The sequence below is a fragment of the Acetobacter sp. AC2005 genome (genome assembly GCF_037901235.1).
GTDB lineage: Bacteria > Pseudomonadota > Alphaproteobacteria > Acetobacterales > Acetobacteraceae > Acetobacter > Acetobacter oryzoeni.
Genome location: NZ_CP149625.1, coordinates 2,468,445 through 2,490,004, shown reverse-complemented (window position 1 = coordinate 2,490,004; position 21,560 = coordinate 2,468,445). Strand labels below are relative to the sequence as shown.

At 50.0% G+C, this 21,560-nt stretch carries 26 protein-coding genes; 5 read left to right on the top strand and 21 right to left on the bottom strand.

What is annotated here, in order from left to right:
* Window positions 1-33 precede the first annotated feature (33 nt).
* The 15 genes from QQM41_RS11935 to QQM41_RS11865 form a co-directional block, all read right to left on the bottom strand.
* A complete protein-coding gene (locus tag QQM41_RS11935) occupies window positions 34-2,304 on the bottom strand; it encodes a hypothetical protein (RefSeq protein ID WP_339077257.1) in 2,271 nt (756 codons plus the stop codon).
* 366 nt (window positions 2,305-2,670) lie between these two features.
* Window positions 2,671-3,030: a hypothetical protein gene (locus QQM41_RS11930; RefSeq protein WP_339077256.1), complete on the bottom strand. Its 360-nt coding sequence runs from the start codon at window positions 3,028-3,030 to the stop codon at window positions 2,671-2,673.
* Window positions 3,031-3,404: 374 nt separating this feature from the next.
* Window positions 3,405-4,547 carry a hypothetical protein gene (locus QQM41_RS11925; RefSeq protein ID WP_087651736.1) on the bottom strand — a complete coding sequence of 381 codons (1,143 nt, stop codon included), beginning with the start codon at window positions 4,545-4,547 and terminating at the stop codon, window positions 3,405-3,407.
* A complete protein-coding gene (locus QQM41_RS11920; RefSeq protein WP_087651735.1) occupies window positions 4,547-5,122 on the bottom strand; it encodes a DUF2612 domain-containing protein in 576 nt (191 codons plus the stop codon). The genes QQM41_RS11925 and QQM41_RS11920 overlap by 1 nt, the downstream gene beginning before the upstream one ends.
* Window position 5,123: 1 nt before the next feature.
* On the bottom strand, window positions 5,124-6,347 hold the full coding sequence (locus tag QQM41_RS11915; RefSeq protein ID WP_339077255.1) for a baseplate J/gp47 family protein: 1,224 nt from the start codon (window positions 6,345-6,347) through the stop codon (window positions 5,124-5,126).
* Window positions 6,334-6,621 carry a hypothetical protein gene (locus QQM41_RS11910; RefSeq protein WP_339077254.1) on the bottom strand — a complete coding sequence of 96 codons (288 nt, stop codon included), beginning with the start codon at window positions 6,619-6,621 and terminating at the stop codon, window positions 6,334-6,336. The genes QQM41_RS11915 and QQM41_RS11910 overlap by 14 nt, the downstream gene beginning before the upstream one ends.
* 164 nt (window positions 6,622-6,785) lie before the next feature.
* Window positions 6,786-7,418 (bottom strand): Gp138 family membrane-puncturing spike protein, encoded by a 633-nt coding sequence (locus QQM41_RS11905; RefSeq protein ID WP_339077253.1) that lies wholly within the window; start codon window positions 7,416-7,418, stop codon window positions 6,786-6,788.
* Window positions 7,402-8,367: a baseplate hub protein gene (locus QQM41_RS11900; protein ID WP_339077252.1), complete on the bottom strand. Its 966-nt coding sequence runs from the start codon at window positions 8,365-8,367 to the stop codon at window positions 7,402-7,404. Before QQM41_RS11900 ends, QQM41_RS11905 begins: the two co-directional genes overlap by 17 nt.
* A complete protein-coding gene (locus tag QQM41_RS11895; protein WP_339077251.1) occupies window positions 8,360-8,668 on the bottom strand; it encodes a hypothetical protein in 309 nt (102 codons plus the stop codon). The genes QQM41_RS11900 and QQM41_RS11895 overlap by 8 nt, the downstream gene beginning before the upstream one ends.
* Window positions 8,668-9,399, bottom strand: coding sequence for a hypothetical protein (locus QQM41_RS11890; RefSeq protein WP_339077250.1), 732 nt, complete (start codon window positions 9,397-9,399; stop codon window positions 8,668-8,670). The genes QQM41_RS11895 and QQM41_RS11890 overlap by 1 nt, the downstream gene beginning before the upstream one ends.
* Before the next feature lie 65 nt (window positions 9,400-9,464).
* Window positions 9,465-9,770, bottom strand: coding sequence for a hypothetical protein (locus tag QQM41_RS11885; protein WP_339077249.1), 306 nt, complete (start codon window positions 9,768-9,770; stop codon window positions 9,465-9,467).
* A 44-nt stretch (window positions 9,771-9,814) separates the two neighbouring features.
* Entirely contained in the window at window positions 9,815-10,627 is an 813-nt protein-coding gene (locus tag QQM41_RS11880) for an ORF6N domain-containing protein (RefSeq protein ID WP_339077248.1), read from the bottom strand.
* Window positions 10,624-11,088, bottom strand: a complete 465-nt coding sequence (locus QQM41_RS11875) for a hypothetical protein (RefSeq protein ID WP_339077247.1) — start codon at window positions 11,086-11,088, stop codon at window positions 10,624-10,626. Before QQM41_RS11875 ends, QQM41_RS11880 begins: the two co-directional genes overlap by 4 nt.
* 12 nt (window positions 11,089-11,100) lie before the next feature.
* Entirely contained in the window at window positions 11,101-11,298 is a 198-nt protein-coding gene (locus tag QQM41_RS11870) for a hypothetical protein (RefSeq protein WP_019089476.1), read from the bottom strand.
* Window positions 11,299-11,374: 76 nt separating this feature from the next.
* The gene (locus QQM41_RS11865; RefSeq protein ID WP_196218926.1) at window positions 11,375-11,971 is read right to left on the bottom strand and encodes a helix-turn-helix transcriptional regulator; all 597 of its coding nucleotides are present in this window, start codon (window positions 11,969-11,971) and stop codon (window positions 11,375-11,377) included.
* A 285-nt stretch (window positions 11,972-12,256) separates the two neighbouring features.
* On the opposite strand from QQM41_RS11865, the gene QQM41_RS11860 reads away from it, so the two are divergent.
* On the top strand, window positions 12,257-12,508 hold the full coding sequence (locus tag QQM41_RS11860) for a hypothetical protein (RefSeq protein ID WP_339077246.1): 252 nt from the start codon (window positions 12,257-12,259) through the stop codon (window positions 12,506-12,508).
* Here QQM41_RS11860 and QQM41_RS11855 read toward each other — a convergent pair.
* The gene (locus QQM41_RS11855) at window positions 12,492-12,704 is read right to left on the bottom strand and encodes a hypothetical protein (RefSeq protein ID WP_339077245.1); all 213 of its coding nucleotides are present in this window, start codon (window positions 12,702-12,704) and stop codon (window positions 12,492-12,494) included. The genes QQM41_RS11860 and QQM41_RS11855 overlap by 17 nt on opposite strands.
* Window positions 12,705-12,786: 82 nt before the next feature.
* Window positions 12,787-13,071: a hypothetical protein gene (locus QQM41_RS11850; RefSeq protein ID WP_339077244.1), complete on the bottom strand. Its 285-nt coding sequence runs from the start codon at window positions 13,069-13,071 to the stop codon at window positions 12,787-12,789.
* A gap of 617 nt (window positions 13,072-13,688) precedes the next feature.
* Between QQM41_RS11850 and QQM41_RS11845 the strand changes: the two genes are divergently transcribed.
* The 3 genes from QQM41_RS11845 (at window position 13,689) to QQM41_RS11835 (ending at window position 16,150) form a co-directional block, all read left to right on the top strand.
* Window positions 13,689-13,961, top strand: coding sequence for a superinfection immunity protein (locus QQM41_RS11845; RefSeq protein WP_087651727.1), 273 nt, complete (start codon window positions 13,689-13,691; stop codon window positions 13,959-13,961).
* A 73-nt stretch (window positions 13,962-14,034) separates the two neighbouring features.
* Window positions 14,035-15,630, top strand: a complete 1,596-nt coding sequence (locus QQM41_RS11840) for a restriction endonuclease (protein WP_339077243.1) — start codon at window positions 14,035-14,037, stop codon at window positions 15,628-15,630.
* Window positions 15,631-15,655: 25 nt separating this feature from the next.
* Window positions 15,656-16,150, top strand: a complete 495-nt coding sequence (locus QQM41_RS11835; protein ID WP_339077242.1) for a hypothetical protein — start codon at window positions 15,656-15,658, stop codon at window positions 16,148-16,150.
* Between the two features lie 7 nt (window positions 16,151-16,157).
* On the opposite strand, the gene QQM41_RS11830 is transcribed toward QQM41_RS11835, so the two are convergent.
* Window positions 16,158-18,152, bottom strand: a complete 1,995-nt coding sequence (locus QQM41_RS11830) for a phage tail tip lysozyme (protein WP_339077241.1) — start codon at window positions 18,150-18,152, stop codon at window positions 16,158-16,160.
* 423 nt (window positions 18,153-18,575) lie between these two features.
* Here QQM41_RS11830 and QQM41_RS11825 point away from each other — a divergent pair, with 423 nt between their 5' ends.
* The gene (locus QQM41_RS11825; RefSeq protein WP_157884475.1) at window positions 18,576-18,779 is read left to right on the top strand and encodes a hypothetical protein; all 204 of its coding nucleotides are present in this window, start codon (window positions 18,576-18,578) and stop codon (window positions 18,777-18,779) included.
* A gap of 356 nt (window positions 18,780-19,135) precedes the next feature.
* Here QQM41_RS11825 and QQM41_RS11820 read toward each other — a convergent pair whose 3' ends face one another.
* The 3 genes from QQM41_RS11820 to QQM41_RS11810 form a co-directional block, all read right to left on the bottom strand.
* Window positions 19,136-19,888, bottom strand: a complete 753-nt coding sequence (locus QQM41_RS11820; RefSeq protein WP_339077240.1) for a DNA/RNA non-specific endonuclease — start codon at window positions 19,886-19,888, stop codon at window positions 19,136-19,138.
* Between the two features lie 743 nt (window positions 19,889-20,631).
* Complete coding sequence (locus QQM41_RS11815) at window positions 20,632-21,123, bottom strand: hypothetical protein (RefSeq protein WP_339077239.1); 492 nt, start codon at window positions 21,121-21,123, stop codon at window positions 20,632-20,634.
* A complete protein-coding gene (locus QQM41_RS11810; protein WP_339077238.1) occupies window positions 21,123-21,560 on the bottom strand; it encodes a phage tail fiber protein in 438 nt (145 codons plus the stop codon). Before QQM41_RS11810 ends, QQM41_RS11815 begins: the two co-directional genes overlap by 1 nt.

Below are 21,560 nucleotides of genomic sequence, written 5' to 3'. Positions count from 1 at the left end.
TTGTCCGAAAAAAGTTATTCCATTTGACAGAAGTTATGTCGTGGAATCTTTAACGATGCCCATTGCGACCATTGCCGCTAAGAGTTGTTGCACGATAGCATCGGTTGGCTTGGTGCCTGTGATGACAGGCTGTGATGTAGGAGGTTTTGTGCCATACATACCAACACCACCCATTCCTACTATGTATGTCCCCCATGTCAGGCTACCGTCTGCACCAATTTGGTATACTAACCCGTTTATACCAATATTAGAATTAACTGCTCCAGACATTAGACGAGCATACGACTGTATCTGAAATGGTTGCCCATCCTGCTGCGTGTAGTCGTAAGTCGCCTGACCTATGCTATTTACGGAAATTGATAAACCCAGTTTTTGTAGAAGCTGTGCCCCGATGGTGACGCCATTTGAGGCAACTGCACCGGAAACATTTAGGCTCGTGCCAACAATATCTTTTGGTGTTGCCCAATCCACTGCACGCAGCAGATGCCCTAATATCATCCGCACCCCATACGTATTCATATGGTATGCACTGCTCCCCCCTGCATTTGTTGTGTGCTGATAAAGAGCGTTATTGGTCGTAATAGGTCGGTAACGACGGCAGTTTTCCGTAATATCCCATGATGAAGAAATCCACAGGCCATCAACCTGCATCTGGCTATCTGTGTCAGTGGTAATGACAGGCGTATACGGGCCACCAAATTTTACAATTTCAGTGTCAAAAACAGTTTCATAGCCAAGGGACAATTGTTTTGCCCCAATATCATTAAACGTCCAGTCAGTGTTTGTTTTGGCGTTCAGAACCAGAAATTGCAGGCGACCATTTTTGCTGGTCAGGGCGAACTGCAAATCGCCAGTTTTTGCCTTTATCCCTGTAACCGGAATAGTCCACAAACTTGTGCTGTCAGTGTATTTGGCAGTGATATTGCGGTCACTATCAAACATAATCCAAAGTTGAGATTTATTCCCCGGAGAGAGAACAACGTTAATCATACCGGGCAATGTCCCAGTTCCAGGGAATGTTCCTGCCAACCGGAAATCCGTGCAGTCGTTAGCAGCCACCCCGTTATCATTTTTCAAGGCAGGAAACGCCCAACCAGCCTTTGTGCCAACACTGCTTTGCCATGTGGTTGGGGCTGTAGAGCCATCCAGATTAACCATTGTGAGAGACATATCGCACGGGTCAATGCCATCACGGCACATTGTCTGCCAGCGCAGCTCATCCACAAAACCGACGTCATTTACGATGCAGAAACTACGCACGTAGGTGCACGCCCACCACATGCCTTTCTGCACTTCATCGTCGTGATAATCATTTACGGAACTGGTCAGGGATGGCTGGTATGGAATGCCGTAGACCAGTGACGGCGGCGTAGAAAGCCCTTTGAAAAAATTATAAACCGTATTGAAATTTGCAGGACTAAACCCCCACTGATCGTTCCCGCCAGAATGGACATACACCAGATCTGGATTGAGATTACCACACGCCTGTAACCACGTTACACCGGCAGGGATATCATTCCACGGCATTTGGCTGGTAACATCGCCGGATGAGACCATGCCATTATACGTCTGCCCGCCAATGCCCATGTTGACAAATGTAAAATCAACGCCGGGATTTTGACGCATAATCTCGTCACAGAGCGTATAAAACGGGCTCTCTGACATTGTTGTTAAATCAGCGCCAGGAGAATAAATACTGTCACTCAATACAATGACAGTTGCCTTACCTGAACGGCAAGCTTTGTAAAACTGCGTTAAATGTCGGGGCTTTACATTCGCAGGAAACATTTCTGGCGGCGGCAGAATTTCTGAATGAACCGCCCTGCGGCCAGCTCCGGAAATATTGCAATTCTCACCAGCAATCACAGTCTGATTGGCATCAATAGTAGTTTGAGCTCCATCAGCTACAAGATTTGTCCCCGGAGCAAAATGTTGAACGGGCCGATCCGCCGCGCCCAGCATATTTTCTGCTGCCACCAACTGCGCTGTCTGGGTAGTCCCTGTAAAATCCTGCGCACCGATACGTGCAGCCACATGATCTGCAATGGCTCGCGGTGAACTCGCCCCAGATGGGATGGCGATAGCTTTAGATGCATCACCGCCCGCAGCCTGCACAGCACCTGCGGCCTGAGAAACGGCGTCACCCAGTGTATTGCCCGCATTCCCAACCGTTGCCGTCTCATCGAGCGGCAGCAGGGGCTTGAGCTTTGAGGGGGTAGCAGGTGTTGTGCCAGAAGCGGCTGTGGCGGGGGTGATGCCGAGAGCGCTTTCGCCTTGCAAAAGCAGCTGAGCTTTGTTGTCCAACTGAGCCGCGCCACCAGCAACCCCTAGCTTGTCATTCACCGCCTGCGTGGCATTTTTGTAAGATGCATCAGATGCAGCCTGTGCTGTTGTTGCCGCATTCTCCGCAGCCTGAACTGCAGCAGGGATCCCTGCTGCCTCAGATACGGCAGCGCCAATCACGCCTACGGGGACTTGCTGCGCTTCCTGCGTCCCGTCAGTGTTTTTAACAACACCCAGAACGTTATCGGTTGCGGCAACGGCCGTAGCAACTTTCAGGGCAGTAATTGGAGTTCCAGATTGGGTTGTACCGGACATTTTCCACCTAAATTTGGGCACAAAAAAACCGGCTCAAAGGCCGGTAATTTTTCGTTGGATTTTAAAAACTGATCAGGCGATCAGCAGAATATCTGTGTTGGTTTGCATTTCTATCGCACCCAATGGGCCGATAAGTTCCGTTTGCGTGTCTACCGCATCAATTCCCAAGGCATTGCCGTCTGCACCCTGTAATGCAGCCCCACCTGGTAACAGCAGATCTGACAGATATGGGGTATTGGTCATCATGCTGTTTTGCAAAGATGTTCCGTCTGGCAATAGCAAATCAAAATAGGTCTGATCTGTGACAGAGGTCCTCAACGACAAAATGCTGCTATCTGGCAAGCGTATAGCATTCGGGGGGACAGGCGTTCCGTCTGAAAGCGCCGGAACTGGGTTAGGAGCGCTAATCGTTCCGCTGGCAATTGCGATCAAGACGTCCTGAGAAATGACCCGCCCTTGCTGCGTTGTTATTTCTACGTTGACTGTCTGTGTAGTGCCCGGCTCACCTCCACCCAAGAAAACGCAGGCCAGGCCATTTACAATACTGGACCATGAAACAGATAGGTCTGTGGGCAGCCCTTGCGCCGTTAGAACCGATGCTGAAACATGAGATATGTAATCGTTCGTGCAGCAAAGAATTTTCGATGCATCAAGCGAAAAATCAAAGTTTTCCGCGCTACTTTTTGGGGCCCATGAAAGTAGAATAGTGCTCGCTACCAGCCCCCTAGCCCGCAAATTTGTAGCTTCCGGTATTGCGATGGTCCGCGCACAGGCTGGTTGCCATATAGGGGATGGGATTGGCGCGGTCATGGAACGGCAATCACAATAAATGTTTGCGTAATGGTCGCGCTCTGGGGCGCCCCTGTATGATAAGAAGCAACAGACACAAGCGCCGTGCTTTCCGTCCAACTCACAACATTTGTCATACCAAAGCCATTTCCGTCAGTGCCGTTTTGGGCAGCCACAAAAATGGTTTTTGAATATTCGCGTGGAAGTTGGATAGTTTGATTATTGCCAGAAACTGTTGCGGTAAATGTTTCAATAATTGCGCCGGGAACATCTGCTAAAACATAATTCCCCGCCGCTTGTTTCCCGTCAATCTGCGTTTGCAGGTTGGTATCAGCATCAGTCCGCGCTTCGGCTTCATTTGTGATCGCTGTATTGCGTGCGCTTGCTTCAGCAGTAACGTCAGACTGAAAAGCAACCAGCCCTTTTGGGGTAGTGATATTCCCATTCCATGAGAAATACCACTGATATGTTACGCCGGTAGCATCGTAACCCGTTAGGTTTAAGCCAGACTGATCTGCTGCCCCATTCCCGTGAACATCAGTGACAGACCATGTGCCTCGGAAATCCCCATTATCAGCCGGATTTCCGAATTCAATACCATTGGTAAACACAATTTCACCAATTGCTGGTGAATTATTATTCCATCCACCACCAACCCCGCCAGCAACCCATGAAGAATTATTCAATATCCCGCTCATGGTATCGCCGGATTTTTTCACGTATGTATTGGCCGCGATTGCAGCAGTCAGATACCCGTCAAAAAGACTTTTCCATGTCGCACCATTTGCCCCAGGCGTTGTGATATTGCTATCTGCCGTAGAAACCCAGAAGGAGCCGGGGGTAGCCCCTGAAACAATGGCGCCAGCAGGATACCCGCCGATGGCCTGCGCAAAGGCAGCATTAAAAGGCCCAACGTAACCTGCCTGCAAAACCTGAATGGCACGAGAAAGACGGTGCAGAAACCCGTTCATATCCGCGCCCCGAGGGGGTGAGCCGCCTGCTGCACGGTCAATAAAGGTCTCTGGGGGAAACCCCAGTGCAATGCTGGCGCTACCATCTCCTGCTGTGGCCTGCGTGTCTGGAACAATTGCCACGTTTCCAGATGCCGCTGCCGCCGCAATAAGGGCGTTAAAAAGCCCCAGATCATCAGACTGTTTCATCAGGAAGAACTTTTTATTGAATAGGAGATTGCAACACCGGCAGGCCTAGGCAGTGCGCCAGAGTTTTCGATGATGGAAACCTGCACATCAGTCGGCACAAAATTGAACACGTAAGTCATGCTCATATTGCCGTTGTCCTGCACATAGGCATCCCCCTGCCCCGCAAAGAGCGTTGTCAGGATCTTGTTAATTGAGAAAACTGAGCCGTCAGTGATGTTGGCCAGTGCTTTGGCTTTTATGAGCTGGCGATACCCATCATCAGACAGGCTATAATTGTCTGTCGCCGCATTTCCCGCGAAAAAAGGTGCGTTGTTAAACCCTTCTTCCGTCAGATCATTCGCTTCGGAAAACCCAAAGTATTTACTGGATGTGATCTTGAGAACGCGGCTGACACCAACAATGCGGCCCCATACATCTAGCCCATACCCGCGGGCAGTATCCAAATCCCAGACATCCGTGTACCACGCATCTATCAGAGACGCTGGGTCTAGCGCCTGATTCCACCCCTCAATCAAAGAGCTAATGGTTGGAGATGATGAATACTGAGACAGTATTGTTTGCTGGACGTTTTGCATGTCACGCGATTGCGACAGTGATGTTGGCCGCTTCTATGGTGGGTATCTGATCGGCCTGCATTTGCAGTGTAAACCCGGTTGGGTTGGCCGCTATGCCTATGGTGATTTCGACAATCTGCACCCATGATCCCAAGGCGGCTATTGGCCCGTAATACCGGCTGGCAAAGAGTAAACTGGCAATACGTGCCCGCGTGCCACCATCGCCACCATTGAAAGCGGAAATTATGGCCGCCTGCACATCTCCTGTTGCCGTTGAAGGAACAGAAGATCCGCTTTTAAGCGTTACAGCAATGTAAACTGGTGTAGGCGTGGCGCGCGTAAACTGCACCGTATAGCTTGGCGCTGTAGTGTAGCCACTATTTGGGTCAGTCACGGTCACGCTGCTAGCGCCGGTATAGCCGCAACCTGGTGGCTTTTTGCTTAGTATAGCGCGAGCAATATCTTCATCCGCACCGCCATTTACGCATACAAACAAGCTATGCGCCGCGATGGAAACACCATTGGTTGTTTCCGCCGCATCAGTGCTGTTGTCGGTCACATATGCATCCGTTACGCCGCTAACCGCCTCTACCGCACCAAGAACAGCGTCCAGAGAGCCAACGGAATTTGCCGCAACGCTTTCTTGCCTGCGCTGCTCGAACTCCACTCGGCTTTCTTCATCGGAGCCTGTTACCCCAGCAGATGGGTTTGTAACGGATGATAAGCCCACCACGGACTGATAAACCGATACACTGCTGGAAGCGCATTCAATCGCGCCTGTTTGAGTGCAGGAGAATGTTCCTGTGCCCGTGCCCGTCGCATCAATCGTGATGGCACCATCTGCCGCATACGTCTTCCCGTTGCCGTCCTGAATGAGCGTTCCTTCTGGGATAACTGTTCCGGCCGCACCTGTGCAGACAACAGTCACGACCGTTGCAGTCGCTCCGCGCCGCGTCATGAAATACAGCTTGCCGACGGCATCCTGCATCCGGCCTGACGCCCGATCAGGATCTACACCGTTAAAGAGTGCAAGCATCTGGTCATACGCATCACCAAGAATGGCAGTGAGCGACATCGCCAACTGCCCCTGCGGCGTGGAAAGCGCGGTATTCAGCATATTCCCAAAAGCCGCGTTAATATCTGCCAATGCGCCTGACAGCATATCGCTTTCGGATGGCGCGACAAACCCGGCATCAGTAAAAGATGGGGCTGGGACTGACGTTGTGCCTGTTTCAGAAGCTGACACTAGACGTGCTCCCGCTGTCAGTCGTGAAAAGAATAACCCCAGAGAGTTGACGCGATGCATTCATTCGAGAAAGCACGCATTTTACAGACGCTACTTCTGGGACTGTCGCAGCCACCTGCTCAACATTCGAACGGAATACTGAAACCGACTGATTCCTGCCCAAGATTTTATTGAGATAGGGCAAGCCCAAGGCAGTATTATACCAGCATTCGCCTTGGAATACGCGCACAGCAGAAGAAATATCCTGCGCCGTGGCGTAAGGCGCAGACGCCATGGCAATGTTTCCTGAAGCATCAACAGCTAGATCCCACGTTGTGCGGTCAAGAAGGAGGGTAGATGCCATGATACCAACAAAAAAGCCGCCCCATGCGGAGCGGCCTAATTACAAAACGGGCGATGATAGAGAGAGGATGGCATAAACCTCGCTAGGGTACAAGCCTATTCTGGTTTGCCAGTTGCCCCGCTGCCTGTTTGCACGCCGCCATGCGTATGGCTTTGCAAGCTGATATCTCCTGCAGTCACATCCCCTGAAACCTTAACATCACAGTTAATTTCGCAATCCGCTGCGTCAACAATGAACTTACCGGCTGTTTTAACGTGCACATCACCACCGACCCAGCCGATGTATTCTTCTGGCGCGCCGTTCAGATAACCCCCGACATAAAGCGCATCGGCCATATCATGCTGCCGGTATGACCCCGGCGCTGATGCCGTACGATTGGCTTTCGCACTGGAAATATCACGCCCGCAGATGATAGCTGCGCCGATATCACCCTCTTGTGGATCGCAGATAAATGCACGCTTCCCGCCCTGTATGCGCAGGTATGGCACATTGTAGATAACCTCATGCGGGACAACGTTCCCTTGCCCGTCCTGCTGGTGAACAATCGGCCAGATATCGACGTACCCAACAGGGTTAAGGCCTGTGCTGCGTACGGCCTTAACCTGCACAAGTGTATCAGCCCCCATCATGGAGAGCGCGCGGCGGATAACTGCATTGGTGACGTTGAAGTCACTCGCAATATCCGATGGCTGCATGGAGCCAACAGTGGGTTTATCTTGCAAAGCCACTTACCTGCCCAGCTATTTCAGGCCGCGCAGCCTCAATAAAGGTGAACCATGAGCCGTTTTCTTCCTCGGTCTGCAAATCATGCTGCAGACGCAGCACAACCCACTGGCCATTGGACGGCGGATAGATATTCTGGGAACCATCAACAGAACGCATCTGGCCGTAGGCATTCACCCACGCTGCTGGAGAATACTGGCTGCTGAGTTTGAACGTATCGTGAAATGCAATTTCAGGGTTAAAGACTGTCCGCAGTGTTACGCCGTACTGGCTGTAGCTTGGGTATCCTATCAGCCCGGTAGATGAGGATATCTCCAGAATTTCACTCTCAGTCGATGATGTCACGCCTGCTGGCCACGCCGAAAGAACGCCAAACCCCAAATGGTATTGAATGCGAGTGGCCGCCTGCACGGCTGCAATCTGTTCCAGCGCACACCCCTTGTAGGTCACGCCGCCTTTGAGAACGGATGTAATGCCGTAATTGCGGAACGAAAAACCGATCTTGCCCGCTATGGTTTCCAAAATGGTGGCAACAGGCACATCATTACCAAAGGCCGTGGCCGACACTGATGCAGAAGCGGCATCTACAGTGGATTGCGCGTTGACGATAAAGGCGACATTGGGTGCCCCACTGAAATCTGCAAAGGCTTCGATCACGCCGCCAGTGAAGACAAGGGCCTTTTTCTCTCCGCGATTGCCTGCCTTTACGGATACCGTATTCTGGCTCTGGCTAACGATACCTGCCTGAATAACAGAGAGCCTGTTCATATCAGACAGTTTCATGCCCTCGATACGCAAGGCGCACATCATGCCCGTTTCATTGGAAGCACTGACGACCTCACAGGAAACACGATGGCCTGTTATGGTCAGCGTATTGTTGGTGCCGTCTGCAAACCCGCCCTGATCCAAGGTAAACGTGACCTCGATCTCGCGCTTTTTGATGGCGTCAGACATTCTGGCCTTCCTGATAAACCAGCAGATACCGCGTGCCCAATGCGCTATATTCCGGGTCTGATGTACCCTGCGTATCCACAAAGGTAAAATCACCCGGGAAGCCGAAATACGCTTCCCGCACCAGCCATGTTCTATCCTGACATAATACGCCAGCCACCTTCATGGTACCATTCAGCCAGATGTTGGCATACAGGCCCGTGCTGCGCTGCTGGATATCAAAGCGGATTGTTTGCCCGGAAAGCGGCGTTTGTATCTTCTGAAAAGCAACCGCATTGAGAGGGATAGTGTATGCGGATGACATTAAAATATCCCCGTTGGCGTAACCGCATTGAGCGCATCATCATCTGCGTCTTCTGACTGCACATTCCCGCCGTTCTGTGCTGCCTCTCCCTGCGGCTGTGCAGTTAAGGTGTATGCAGCTTCGGCGCTCACCCTTACCTCTTGCAGGAAGACCTCTGCCGTAATCATGGAAGCACCGCGCTCTGATGCGCGCCGGATGTGGTAGCCCACCACATTGACGTTGGTATATTCCCCCTCAGGCGTTACCACGCTGTAAAGATTAAGATCTGCCGCAAGCTGTTCCAGTGTTGCGACAAAAATGCTTTTGAGAGTTGCCGCCTGGGAAGTTCCACCCGCACCTATTCCGCTCAGAAGATCTTCAATCGCACTCGCGCTGCCGTAATCAAAAGATGATCCATCGCAGACCATCTCGACAACATATCTGCCCGGTATCCTGTTCTTGTCATACGTGGTGAATGCGCCGTTTTCTATCGGTGCCGTGGACAGCATATAGCTACGGTTAATATCTATCCCACGCACATGCGCAGAGGTCAGAACGGCATCTCCTGCTTGCGTGAAAATACCCCACTGGCTGGCCGCATTCTGGATAAGGTATTCATCCAGCATCGTGCCGAGTAGCGTGGAAGCGGATGCCTCAACACCCGCAGAGATGGATTGGCCCAGCAGCGCAGGTACGCCTACCGCAGCAGGAATATCCCAGATTTCAGGCATGACGACAGGAAGCAATGGCATTGCTTTAGAATCTCATGTTTTGGGGGATTGTACAAGAAAAAGGCGGCCCAAAGGCCGCCTCTCCCTCAAGCCAGGGCCTTCTGCCCCACACTAGCCCGCTCTTCTTCCTCAAGATCGTGCCAGAGTTGCATCAGCGCTTTACCCATAGCGAGCATGATCTCCCGGCGCCTATTGCGGCCAACGCGGAATGAGCCGTCTCCTCCCGGCAGTGCCATCTGCATGTTCAGAAGTGCCATAGATAGGCCCATTGCGTTCATCCTTCCCTTCGAAGCATTCTGGGCTTTTAGTCGGGCACTAATGCCCTGCATGATCTGAAGGTTTGTTCGCTCATCATTCTGCAGGTTAAAAGCAGCAGCCGCTTTATCAAACACACCAGCGTTGCCACCCCCGAAGGGATGGCTGGCCTTTACGGCGCTTACGCTGGCGTTGGGACGAAAGGGCGCAGTTCCTCGACTATCGAAGGATACCAAACCCAAGGCTGCACAGTCCCTGCGGAATGCGCCTTTGCCTTATCTTCGTAACGCCCAAAAGGCATTCCTTTATTGGTAGGCTTCCAAACGCGCCTCTGCTTCGCATCACGCAAACCGGTATGATATCCTTGATCGGCAAGAAGCTGGTTAACTTGGGTGTTCTTGATGCCCAGTTCAGCACCAATCTGGGTAGCGTTCATTGTGCGCTCTTGAACAGCTAATGGCTGTGGTTGCCATCCCAGCTCCTTCGGAAGATCAATACCCATTTTCTCTTTAACGGTGGAGACCGCTTTTAATCGCGCTTGCGTCAGGTCCATTCCTTGGCGTTTGTTGAAGGCCAGAGCCGAACCATGCAGGGCGATAGCTTTGCGAATACGAGTAACGTGGTCGATCTCTTTTTTCTGAGAGATCATCCCTTTCGCCCGGAAATATCCCTTCACCAACTCCTTCTGCACCTGCCAAGCCAGATCATCCATGAAGGACTTAACTAGCATGGAATAACCAGCTTCTGTTAGGAGGGTTACGTCCTCATGCGACTTGGCGGAAATCTCGACAATTTTGTGCGTACGAATTTCGTCTGCACAAACTTTGAAGTAATCTTCGCCCTCTATCAGCCGCACTTTGTTGGTGTTGAAATTCCGCCTAGCCGTCCCTGTCGGGCGCTCGTGCAGCTCGTCCATCATCTTGAAGGTAATGACACGCTGGCCTTTATACTCGACCACGTTGATTTCGTGGTTGTTGATTATGATCTGGCTCATGCTGCGCCCCCTTCAATTGCCACATCATCATCGCGATCTTGCTTAACAATCGAAAACAATGCGGACACGCGCTCCTGTGCAGACATTCCTTTATTGATATTTTTAAAGGCTGAGTATGATCCTATCGTTATCTGAGCACCGAACCTCGGAGAGATAAGCCCATTTTCGGTAAAGGCGTGAATAAGGCCATTGTATATGTAATGAGGAACAATCGTGGCCTGACCGCCGTGGGTATTTATGACCCTTACTGCGTCAGCGTATTCACCAATAGCCAACTTGTCCGCGACAATCCTCTTCTGATCATCTGGAATCGGCATCGCATTAAGTAGATCGTCAAGAGATACAAACGGGAAATCAAGGCTACCGTTTACCGGTGCGAAATAACGCACAGGTTTCCCGCAAACTTGGTGAGTGTGCGCTGGTATTGAAAAAGGCTTTCTTGACATGCTATCATTCGTCATAGCGAATATATCCTATTTGCTGCTTGTGGCGGCGGAGAACTGTTTGGCGATAGGCTCCGCTGCCATTTTTTCTTCTAGTATTTTTGCTACCTCTGCGTTCAAAGTATTGACACTCCACATAGCTCTTTTCTCAAGCCATAGCTTGATCTCGGGCTTTACGCGAATGTGCATTTGAACACTAACCGGAGATGGCTTCCGGTATTTATTCATCGTGCCTTTCCTTTATACCTATGAGATAACAAGAACCTCACAGGAATCAAGGTATATTCCATATACCAAATACCGGTCAACTGTCTCCGGTATTTTTTTTCCTACGCGCCTCTCTCCAAGTCCAATATTCATCATGTGTCATGGTGCGCGCGCAGGCGTCATCTTCCGCCTTAGCGTATTCGGCTTTTGCAATTTGTTCTATATCTTTATCTAGGCATTCCGCTAACGGACGCCCCAATCTTCTATCGCGGATAGGATCATGGAATCTTACCCATGACCTCATACCTTGCGCAGCTACGCGAGAAAAACTTACCGGGAATTTCCTCTCGATAATTTTTTCAACCATAAAGAACAGCGCATAAAAAAAGATATCTATCTGCTCTCTTTGATTCGCCTGTTCAAATGGTGTTTCTGTAAGTGGGAGGCCTAAATTAATGCCCTTGATAGCCTCTTGATAGAAGCCGTCGTGCCCAAAATAGGAAAGGCCAAGAAAATTCTTAAGAACTGTTAAATTTTCGCCAGAAGGCCTACTCTTCCCCCTCTCCCAGTCCGTAATAGTGGATTGAGAGACCTTGATAGCTTGCGCAAGTCCAGATTGGGTTAAGCCTTTTTTCTTTCTTGCCTCAATAATGTCTTTAGCCCATTGCGGCTTAAATTTCTCAGGCTTAGTCACAGCTACCTCCAAACGTAAGAGGATTCTTTTATATAACGGAAGACATCGCCGCCATATGGCTAGTTGTCACGCATCCATTTCACTCAAGGCTTTTTGGCCGTGTTTCGTCCCGTTTAATGCCTTAAATAGCCTTCCCCAAAAGATTAGATAAGGAAAAGCAAGGCTTATCTTTTCCACTTAGGGAAATTATCAGAACGTTTGATTTAAGCCTTTCCAATCCAGACACCTCTCCAGACTCCCCAACCCCTCCCCGTACGGGCAAACTCTGCGGGAAGGAGGAGTCGGATGAACAAAATCGTTTTTGATCCAAAAACGGGAAAACTTACAGCAAAAGTAAATCTTCAGGTCACTGCAGATTATATTTGCGACTGTGGGCTAACTATGGAATTGACTATTGAGTGGCCAGAAAATCTTACTACAACAGGGAAAGTAAGGCTTACTGACAAGAAATGCCCCCGATGCCATGAGCCTATAGTCCTTCCTGCTGCAACCCATTATGTTGAGGGACATAAATTGCTCTCTAAGAAGGAAGATTGACTTCCCCAACAATAGCAACATCACCATTAATGCAGACAAGGGGGGCTAAACTTACGGGGGGCGTTTTGCCCTCACAATCCCCCGCGCAATAGCGGCGAATGGTCTCAGCGGTAGCAGCCAAATCTTCTGCTGAGACCCCCGTGCCCTTGTGTAGTTCAATGGCTTTTTCCATAGCCCATTCGTGTGCGAGTGACATATCGCCTCCTTTGTTAAGAAAATGCGTATGAGTGAAAAAGACAGTAAGTCAGAGCCTAAACCAGAGGCAATCTCAAAAGGCTCTACTGTCGTGTTACAAGCGGCCTTAACGGAAGTGACGAAGGCTGGGATTGCTTTCCTTCCTCACGACTTCCAATGGCTTCAAAAACTCTTTCCCGGTTAATGATGCCTAATTCCCTAAAGACAATTTCAACGCGCGGATTATCGCTCAACACGCCAATAAAATCACCAGAGGGAATAAAGTTTGGTTTAGCTGAAACGTACAGGGTAAGCCCTCTATTCCCAAATTCTGTCCAGTAGCGATCGACTATATAAATCTGCTCATGATGCACGCTGGTATCAGTCATGATGCTTTCCCTACCCTGTCCAATTTGGACAGCCTAGTACCAATGACCACGGAGTACAAGAACCCAGACTCCCACAAGGCGCGTAGTACGGGTAACGTAGAGCATCTTATTTTAAAGGATGGATTCTGATGCCTGAATTACGCTGCCCAGAATGTGACGCTAAAATTATCTTAAACCCTGCCCGCATGTCTTTTGGCGTCCCCATTATTGAGCAAGACAAATGCAAGCACCCCGGCTCAGGAAGAATATTTAGTTGCCCCAAAGCATTGCAAGCTGGCGGTGATGCCCTTCAAAACCTTCTGACTGGCAAATCCGGGTGATCTTTTAGGCAGGCGTCCAGTTCCGCCTTTGTATGAAAACGCCAGCCAACGATTACCATATCATTTGCTGCGTCCAACTGAAGGCACAAAGAGGACCTGGGCTCCATATACGCAAGCGCCCATTCCGGTGGGGTCTCGCCTTTTGATAGAGGATGCCACGGAAAGTCTCGCGCAGCACAGGCCATGGCTGTTTTATCTAGATCTGGCATGGGTTTAGTCCATAAGGATTTGGGCCAAGCGTGACTCCTCAACGTGGCGTCACGGGGCTATGGTGCGGGGGTTTTAGGGGGGGATAGAATGCAGGATAACCTTCAAACATTACCGCAGAGCACTTTTTCTGTATGGCATTGGTTAATCGTATTATTTGTTTTCATGGGAATATATTGCCTTCCCTTCTTTGTGGCGTGTTTTCGTGATTCCACAAAAAAGGCGGCTGTTTTTGTAGTAAATTTATGCTTTGGCTGGACACTCATAGGCTGGATTATTGCCTTTGTTATGGCTGTATCTTACGAAAAGAAATCTGATTACCAACTGCGCATTGCAGCAATGGAAAGAATTGTAAGACAGTAATGCTGAGATTCACCCCCTCATGACTCCCCAAAATCTTCTTCTAAAGGTATGACGGAGCTTTTTGGGGGAAGTTATGGGCCGCAGAAGCTCAAAACCATTCTGGGCTAAAGACTACAAGAAAGCGGCCTATAATAGACAATACTATCGCCGCAAGAAAGCAGAGCAACGTTTAAGTGGAATTATTGGTGTCGCGATTATTTTTGGCGGTATTTTTGCCTTATCTCATTCTAATGGAAGTCATTCGTCAAAATCTTTTCCTGTCACACCATCCTTGGTGCATCCTGCTGCCGCAGAAAGTTCTTCAGGACTAGAAGCATTCGGCCATTACAATCCTGATTTTGACTGTAGCGTTGATCACTCCAAAGATAGCATTGCCACATTGCTATGTGAAAATAGCAACGCCGCAAAACATGAGTTGATCTTTGATCAAACATACTACGCCCTGCGGCAGATCGTTGGCAAAGCTGGTTGGAAAACACTTAAGCAGCAGGTCGTATCTGACGATGGAGCTTTAAAGGCTTGCATAGACACATCTACGCCTATGGAAGGGGCGCCCAAAGCAGACCCAGATTGCTATATTTCCAAAATGGTGGAAATCACAGACAAATACAAAACAAGGTTATCTGGCGCCCCCTTGGAAGAAGCCAATCGCGATATCAATGAACATATCAAACTACAGCAACAACTCATTAATCTCGGCTATATGCCGGCAGGAAGTGTTGCCGATGGTGTATATGGGGAAAGCACCCGTGCTGCTATTATAAAATGGCAAAAAAACACCGGATACCATAATCCTACAGGGTTCCTTTCCGATGATGATGCCCTCAAGCTCATGGCTTCAACACCGGTTGTACAGGCCACCTCAAAAAGTGAGCCGGAATATACATCATCTGTGACTCCAACCAATGAGAAAGAAAGCAGCAAATCTTTCCTATGGATGATTATTGTCACTGTTCTTGTAATGGCTTTTATATTCTTTCGTCATAAGATCAAAAAGAATGAATATGAAGCTACATGGGATTTAATTAGAACCGAGATTTATACGCAAAAAAAGAACCTTCAAATAGCGAGAACTCAGAAATTAACTGCTGACGCATATGGGACCGTTGACGTCACAAAATGGGCCAAAGAAATAAATTACTTTATCAATACACGCATTTCTCCAATCATTTCCTCTCGCATACAAGATGAAAAAAGACGCGACAAATTGCGTGCTGCTGCCGGGCTTTTAATTGAGCAGATCGCTTCCGAACCATTGCAAGCTGACACAATCACAACAGCGTATCGCAGTGATCCAACAGTTTTTGATCCACGTATGGATCCTTTTGATTATGAACAATATTGCGCGCTTATATTAAGAAACGCAGGATGGGATGCCCAAGCCACAAAGCAAAGCGGCGACCAAGGTGCGGACGTTATTGCACAAAAAGAAGGCGTGAAGATTGTCGTGCAATGCAAACTTTATAGCGGGACCGTTGGAAATGCAGCTGTGCAGCAAGTATATACAGCAAAAACTCACCGAGGAGCTCAAGCTGCCATTGTTGTTACAAACTCGACTTTTTCAGCTTCAGCCCGAGAGGCCGCCGCTACAACAGGTGTTTATTTAATCCATCATGCACAACTTGCTGATACGGCAGATGAAATATTCCGCCATTTTAAATTTTCATGATTTATACACTTGAAGGACGATCATCTTGAAAAAATACTTTCTGATGTCTGCAATGCTTTTACTAGCGAACGAAACACCGGCCTTAGCAGATGAATGCAAAGGGGTAGTAACTCAAGACATTCCCGATAATTCATATGATGGGAAAGCAGGCACCGTCATTGAGCAACTACACGAATATGAAGGCAAGCCTGATGGAACCCCCCTCACCTATGCCGTGCATGGTGGCGGAGTTTATCCAGCAGACCACATTAGAATATTAAACTGCACAATTCATAAAATATCGACAGATCCCTATTATGAATTGAAGCTTAATAATACATCGGAAAACGCTGATGATATTATTATGCAGAAAGCAGAAGCGCAGCTTTTGCAGATGGGTATGGATAACGCAGACGCAAGCAATGCCGCTTACGCCTATGCTAAGTCGCCTGATACAGCGTGTGGCAAAATGGCCGCCAGAGCCATTAACGGTGATCAATCTGCGGCATCGTTAATACTTTCCGGCGGCATATGCCCGTAAGCACAAATTAAGTCAGCCGTATATTGGCCTGACGCGCCCTAAAGGTCACGCTATCAAAGGCACTCCGCGCCTCTCTGGCAATGGCTTTTGGGTCGCTATTAGGCGCATGTATGTTGAAGTTATTGGTGATCGTATTACTCGTATCGCCAGAACTTCCAGATGGCGTGGGGGCATTTATTGAAGCCCTCATGCTATCCATGTAACGAGACAAACTATCTCCGCCAGCGGCTGGTTGTGGAGATACAGATGGAGTTAGTGGCCCGTTAGAAAGCGCTGCCCCCACAACGCTATTGGGGGATGCAAGATAATCCGCTAGCGCGCCTCGCTTCGCAATCTCCCCGCTAACATCCTTTGGCCTCTCAAAATAACTTGAAACAATAGCTGCGGCCACTCCTGCATTATTAGCCTGCCTTAGTAGATCGCCTGCCCCTTTTTCCGTATGGGTAAGCTCCCAATTGGCAAAGTCCATTTGCTCTCGCATGGCCGCTTCTTTGTCATGTACAGACTGCATGGTATGGCCATACAATTTTGCGTACGCAGCCTGCCTATCGGGATGCCATTGCATCAACCCATAAGCTACTCCATTAACCGCCATTGGGTTTAAGCTGCTTTCGGTCATCGCATTTGCAAGTAACCCCGTCGCCTGCTCCTTACTCCACCCACTTGCCATCGCCATATTCGTAAACTTAATCATGGCGGCAGGGTCAGCGCCTTTCAACACTTTCTGGGCACCCTGCGTGGCATATGACCTACCTAGGCCAAAGTGTGAGGCAAAATTATCTAACGCCGATGCACCCGGAATATGCTTGTCTATCCACGTTCCCAAATCATCATTGGGATCAAGATATTTTAATACTTCGTGAGCGCCTGCTGCAGCTAGCAGCTTGGAAAGCGTTCCCAGCCCGGCCCCTGAAGCGGTAGCCAATGTCCGCACATTCGCCAAAACTTCAAAAAATTTCTTACCAACCCAAAGGTCAAATAAGATCTTGGCAACCTCTGTCCACCCCCCAACAGCCTTAGCCGCGCTGTCAGCATCCGTGGCAAATCCCTCAACACGCTTCTCGATCTCTGCCCAGTCTATCCCCTTCAGATAATCCCACCAGCGTTTCAGTTCATCGCCCACGCCCTGCCAGTCCACATGCTCGATGGCATCACCAAAACGGGTGACATACTGGTCGATATCCTGCCGCAGCCAGCCTTGGTTCTTATCAATCACGCCGCCAATGAGCGTCATCAGATGATGCACTTCTGGGCTTAAGTCGGTCATGATCGAGCGCCCGAAGGATTCAGACTGCGCCGTCAGCTTCGTCCAGTCAGCCAGAAGCTGCCCGGATGCGCGGCTGTCTCGCTCTGTGGGCTCATACTGCTTGAGGGATTTATACAGCGCCTCAATACGCTTGGGGCCAAGCTCCAGCATATTGATGGCGCCCTGCGAGAACCCCGCCTGCCCTGCCAGCGTAGAGAAAAGCTGCGGGCCAAGACGCTGTGCCGCGCGCGCCATGTCAGGAAGCAGCGCGTTGAAGTCGCGTAGCCTGCCGTGGGCATCTTCCAGTCGGACGCCCATCTGCCCGAAGGCCATGCCAAGGTTGCGGCGGCCATCAATGGTCTGGAATTGCGAGACAAGAGAACCAAGGCTGGAGGACATATCGGACGCACTGCCGCCCGCTGCTTCCGCAACCTTCTGCCAGGCTGTCAGCGTGTTGACTGACGTGCCAAGGTTTCTGGCAAGCTGGCCTGCCGCCACGTTGCTGGCCGTGGTATCAGACACGAACGCCTTAAGCGCCTTGCCGCCCGTCAGAACAGCAAAGAAAGCCAGAGCATTGCGCTCCAGATGCCGGAAAGAGTCTGCCGCCGTGTCCGTGGCCTTGGAGACGCCAGCACTCATCTTGCCCGCGCCTGCCGTCACATTCCCGAACAGCGTTTGAACCTGCTGCGCGCCTTTTCTCAGCGCCTTCGGGTCAAGCCCGAGTTCAACCACAAGAGCATCAACTACAGTTGCCATGTTTCTTTCCTACTGGAGAGCGTCCAGAGTCTCATTTTTTGGGAGGCGGTCCAAGGGTTGTGAGGCCGCGTGGTCAGGGAGATAATAGACGGCCGGCAAGTAATCGACGGCGTTACTATCACTCACTTCGTCAATGCCAGACTAAATTTGATACAAAATAAAACAAAATGACTTCAATAATATGCCACTTTTGGAAATGAACTGAAAATTTTTTTACGATTCAGTCTAGGTACTTAATTAAAGTACTGTTATTTATGTTGTTAGACAAAAGAAAGGGGACAGCCCTGCAAGGCCATCCCCCTTTTATTCCGCTACCAATTGGAACCGTCGCGGAAATGTTGCTACAGTGATAGCGCGGGCTTAATGCCAACGCAAGTAACATGCGTCAAGGGCGGTTCTCTTAATCCTATAAGAGAAAACACAATGAGTGTAATCCCTAACTACAACCCTCGTCAGCCATCTAAAACGCTGACTGAAGCAGAAGCAACCATAATTATTCAGCGAATTGCTTCGGGCGAGTTTCTAAACCGCATTGCCGCAGACTTTGATGTGAACCCGGGACGCATCTCGGAAATAAAAACTGGTAAGCGTTTCGGGCACTTACCTCGTCCATTCCGTCGCAAATAAGCGACAAGGGTGATATCGGAAACGGTATCACCCCTTATTATTATCTTTTATTCATCCGGTGAAACATGACGAAACTCCCCCCTTTGACAGAGCCGTTCTCTACATCCGACCTAGAGTGGTACAAAGGAAGGTACCAAAGGCTTCTATCTGAAAGCACTCTTAAAGATGGAGAATACCTGCCTCCCATTCTCGCCAAGCAGAATGGGAGTGGTACCCCGGATGAAGATTACTTTGTCTCCGCTTACAATCTTAATGCTTACACACCAGAACATGATAAAGTTGCGCTACAGTTATTCAGTAACGAGTAAGCAAAGCACCCTACCGGACGTCTTAGATATATTCTACAAATCCACCCCTTAAGGCGCAGGCAACTTCCACGCTTGCACCTTAATCTGCGCTGACACTCCTGGAAACGGGTCAATCCCGACATTCCGTATAAGTGTTGCGACTGTAACCTGCGTGCAGTGTGGGTGTTGTTGCGCGTTTTTACACACATACGCTGACGCTTTATTCTTGCTGGGCGAATAGACTGCTTTCCACGTTGAGGACGGCACGTACACGCGATCATGCCCCATGGTCTGAATGGGTCGCAAATGAAAAGCGGGGCCTGTCACCACATACAGCTCTCCTTCATCATCTGCCATATCCCGCACACGCCGCTCCACACGTGACCAGATGCCTTCATTCAGACTGGCCGTCTGAGGCACCACATTTGAGAGTGCATAAGTCTCTGCCTGGGATGCTTCTGTAGGTTGGTCACCACTCGGTGCCATATGTCCACGGTCATAAATGGAGTTATAATAGTCCTGTAAATCCGCGCTGCCCGCAAACCGAGTGTCTGCATAGAAGTGGCCTGTCCTTTTTAGCCTTTCCGCCGCCTCTACATCATCCGACCAGAGATGCTCGGCTGACCAAAGAGGCTCGTGCGATACGGACGAAGCCAAGGCTGCATACCCTTTGTTGCACAGCAGCTTAGTGCCTGCGCTTAACTTGGGGTTTACGATATTTGGCAAATGGCCATTTGCACCAAAATCGTTGCAGTTATCTTCTTCTGCATGAAGAGGGGTTACGCACAGAGTGCAGAAAAATATCAGGGCCAGTCGTCTCATAAGGGGCTGATAACAGGTAAATTGCTTACTTCCCAGCCCCTACCAAAAACAGAAACCCAGCCCCTCATTTGTACGGTTTGGCGGACTCTGAAAGGTACTGCCACCCTGCTCCGATAAGGAGGAAGAAAATGGCAGTTTATATGATTACCTACGACATTAAAGTCGCAGATAACTTTGAATATCCTAAGCTTTATGAGGCAATCAAAGGTATCAGTGGGATATGGTGCCATCCTGTGGAATCAGTATGGTTTGTTGATACGGTCCGCTTTTCAGAGACGGATATCATGAACAAGTTAAAGCCGTTCCTGACCATTAGAAGTCATAATGGTGATAGAATTCTAATTAATAGATGCACAAAAAGTAATTCAGGATGGTTCTCCAAAGACTGCGTAGATTGGTTTAATAGTCAGAACCGAACGTGGACCAATCCACCCTACTAACATCACCCTCCCAGTAACCGCACATACTCCTCTGCTTCTTCCTTTGTGCGGAATGAAGCAGAGCGTCCACTTGTGTTGCTGTAACTCGCATTTTCCGCACCCGAGCAATGCGTAACGGATATAATCCTTTCCAACACATGGAATGTAACTCGCTCTGAAATTTCAAAGCGGCGTTCTATTTTTTCTTCGGACATCTTCAACTCGCATTAAACCGGCGCACTACAGCCATCTCCAATAAATCCTCAAAATCCTCGCTGTCATAAACCGTTTGCAGTTCATGCAGCGAGGCGAGGCCCTGCTGAATTACGAGGGCATGGCGTTCATTGACGTTGGCATATCGGGCGACGGGGCGCTGTGTCCCATTTGCAGCAGAACGGACAGAAGGGAGAACAACTGGCCGACGCCCTTGAAAAAATCCACATGCAACGCGAAGGCCTCCTTCTGGAGCCATCCGACCGTGGGGATTTCTTCAATATCGCTTTCATGCAGAGGGCGCCGCACACTTGGGTTGCCCGGGTCTGGCTGCACGCTCACACACTGCATCAGACGCGCAAGCAGTTCGTCCATCTTCTCTGGCGCCATCATCCCGAAGATGCTGATGCCCGCGGCGGCAAGCCCGGCAACACCGGAACCAGAAGCAGCTCCGGGAATATCAGCGCCGCTTGATATAGCCGCCTGCAAGCAATGCCGTCCCCACTTATCCGCCTCAAAGGCAGACATGCGGGTAATGACAAACATCTTGCCCTTGTCAGCACCTTCCCGCTGGCACGTAACAGTGACTTCCTTGATAGCCATTACAGCGCGGCCGGGATAACCCGCTCCCATAACAGTTCAAACGTCTGCGCTTCCAACACGCGGGCAGCGGATGGAATAACAACCGCAGAGCGCACAAGGCCGCGCACCATGGTGTATTTCTTGCCGATGGAAGGAAGCTGGATTTCCGCGCTCAAGCGATAGAGGCTGCGCGCTGTGGCCTGCGCTGCCACGACGGCCTCAAAGATACGGGAACTGGAGCTGGCCGCAGCAAGACTGATGGTTTGCGCAATGGGGTTAGGCACCCAGCCTGCGTTCAGGTAGCCATCAATGCTCATGGCCGTTTCGGCCTGCTCAACCGCTTCCGTTTCAAAGGCGCGATCTGCCGCATAGTTCTCCAACGTGATCGGGGCATTATAAAGCCCCGGCACGGTAATGGTAAAAACCGAATTAGCGGCTGTGATATCATAATCAGACAT

Coding starts and splice junctions, on each gene's coding strand:
- QQM41_RS11890 (WP_339077250.1), bottom strand. CDS start 9,399: ATGCCATTGCTTCCTGTCGTCATGCCTGAAATCTGGGATATTCCTGCT.
- QQM41_RS11850 (WP_339077244.1), bottom strand. CDS start 13,071: ATGACTGATACCAGCGTGCATCATGAGCAGATTTATATAGTCGATCGC.
- QQM41_RS11880 (WP_339077248.1), bottom strand. CDS start 10,627: ATGAGCCAGATCATAATCAACAACCACGAAATCAACGTGGTCGAGTAT.
- QQM41_RS11870 (WP_019089476.1), bottom strand. CDS start 11,298: ATGAATAAATACCGGAAGCCATCTCCGGTTAGTGTTCAAATGCACATT.
- QQM41_RS11895 (WP_339077251.1), bottom strand. CDS start 8,668: ATGTCATCCGCATACACTATCCCTCTCAATGCGGTTGCTTTTCAGAAG.
- QQM41_RS11920 (WP_087651735.1), bottom strand. CDS start 5,122: ATGCAAAACGTCCAGCAAACAATACTGTCTCAGTATTCATCATCTCCA.
- QQM41_RS11875 (WP_339077247.1), bottom strand. CDS start 11,088: ATGACGAATGATAGCATGTCAAGAAAGCCTTTTTCAATACCAGCGCAC.
- QQM41_RS11825 (WP_157884475.1), top strand. CDS start 18,576: ATGAGTGTAATCCCTAACTACAACCCTCGTCAGCCATCTAAAACGCTG.
- QQM41_RS11900 (WP_339077252.1), bottom strand. CDS start 8,367: ATGTCTGACGCCATCAAAAAGCGCGAGATCGAGGTCACGTTTACCTTG.
- QQM41_RS11830 (WP_339077241.1), bottom strand. CDS start 18,152: ATGGCAACTGTAGTTGATGCTCTTGTGGTTGAACTCGGGCTTGACCCG.
- QQM41_RS11910 (WP_339077254.1), bottom strand. CDS start 6,621: ATGGCGTCTGCGCCTTACGCCACGGCGCAGGATATTTCTTCTGCTGTG.
- QQM41_RS11820 (WP_339077240.1), bottom strand. CDS start 19,888: ATGAGACGACTGGCCCTGATATTTTTCTGCACTCTGTGCGTAACCCCT.
- QQM41_RS11855 (WP_339077245.1), bottom strand. CDS start 12,704: ATGTCACTCGCACACGAATGGGCTATGGAAAAAGCCATTGAACTACAC.
- QQM41_RS11815 (WP_339077239.1), bottom strand. CDS start 21,123: ATGGCTATCAAGGAAGTCACTGTTACGTGCCAGCGGGAAGGTGCTGAC.
- QQM41_RS11840 (WP_339077243.1), top strand. CDS start 14,035: ATGGGCCGCAGAAGCTCAAAACCATTCTGGGCTAAAGACTACAAGAAA.
- QQM41_RS11810 (WP_339077238.1), bottom strand. CDS start 21,560: ATGTCTGATTATGATATCACAGCCGCTAATTCGGTTTTTACCATTACC.
- QQM41_RS11925 (WP_087651736.1), bottom strand. CDS start 4,547: ATGAAACAGTCTGATGATCTGGGGCTTTTTAACGCCCTTATTGCGGCG.
- QQM41_RS11860 (WP_339077246.1), top strand. CDS start 12,257: ATGAACAAAATCGTTTTTGATCCAAAAACGGGAAAACTTACAGCAAAA.
- QQM41_RS11845 (WP_087651727.1), top strand. CDS start 13,689: ATGCAGGATAACCTTCAAACATTACCGCAGAGCACTTTTTCTGTATGG.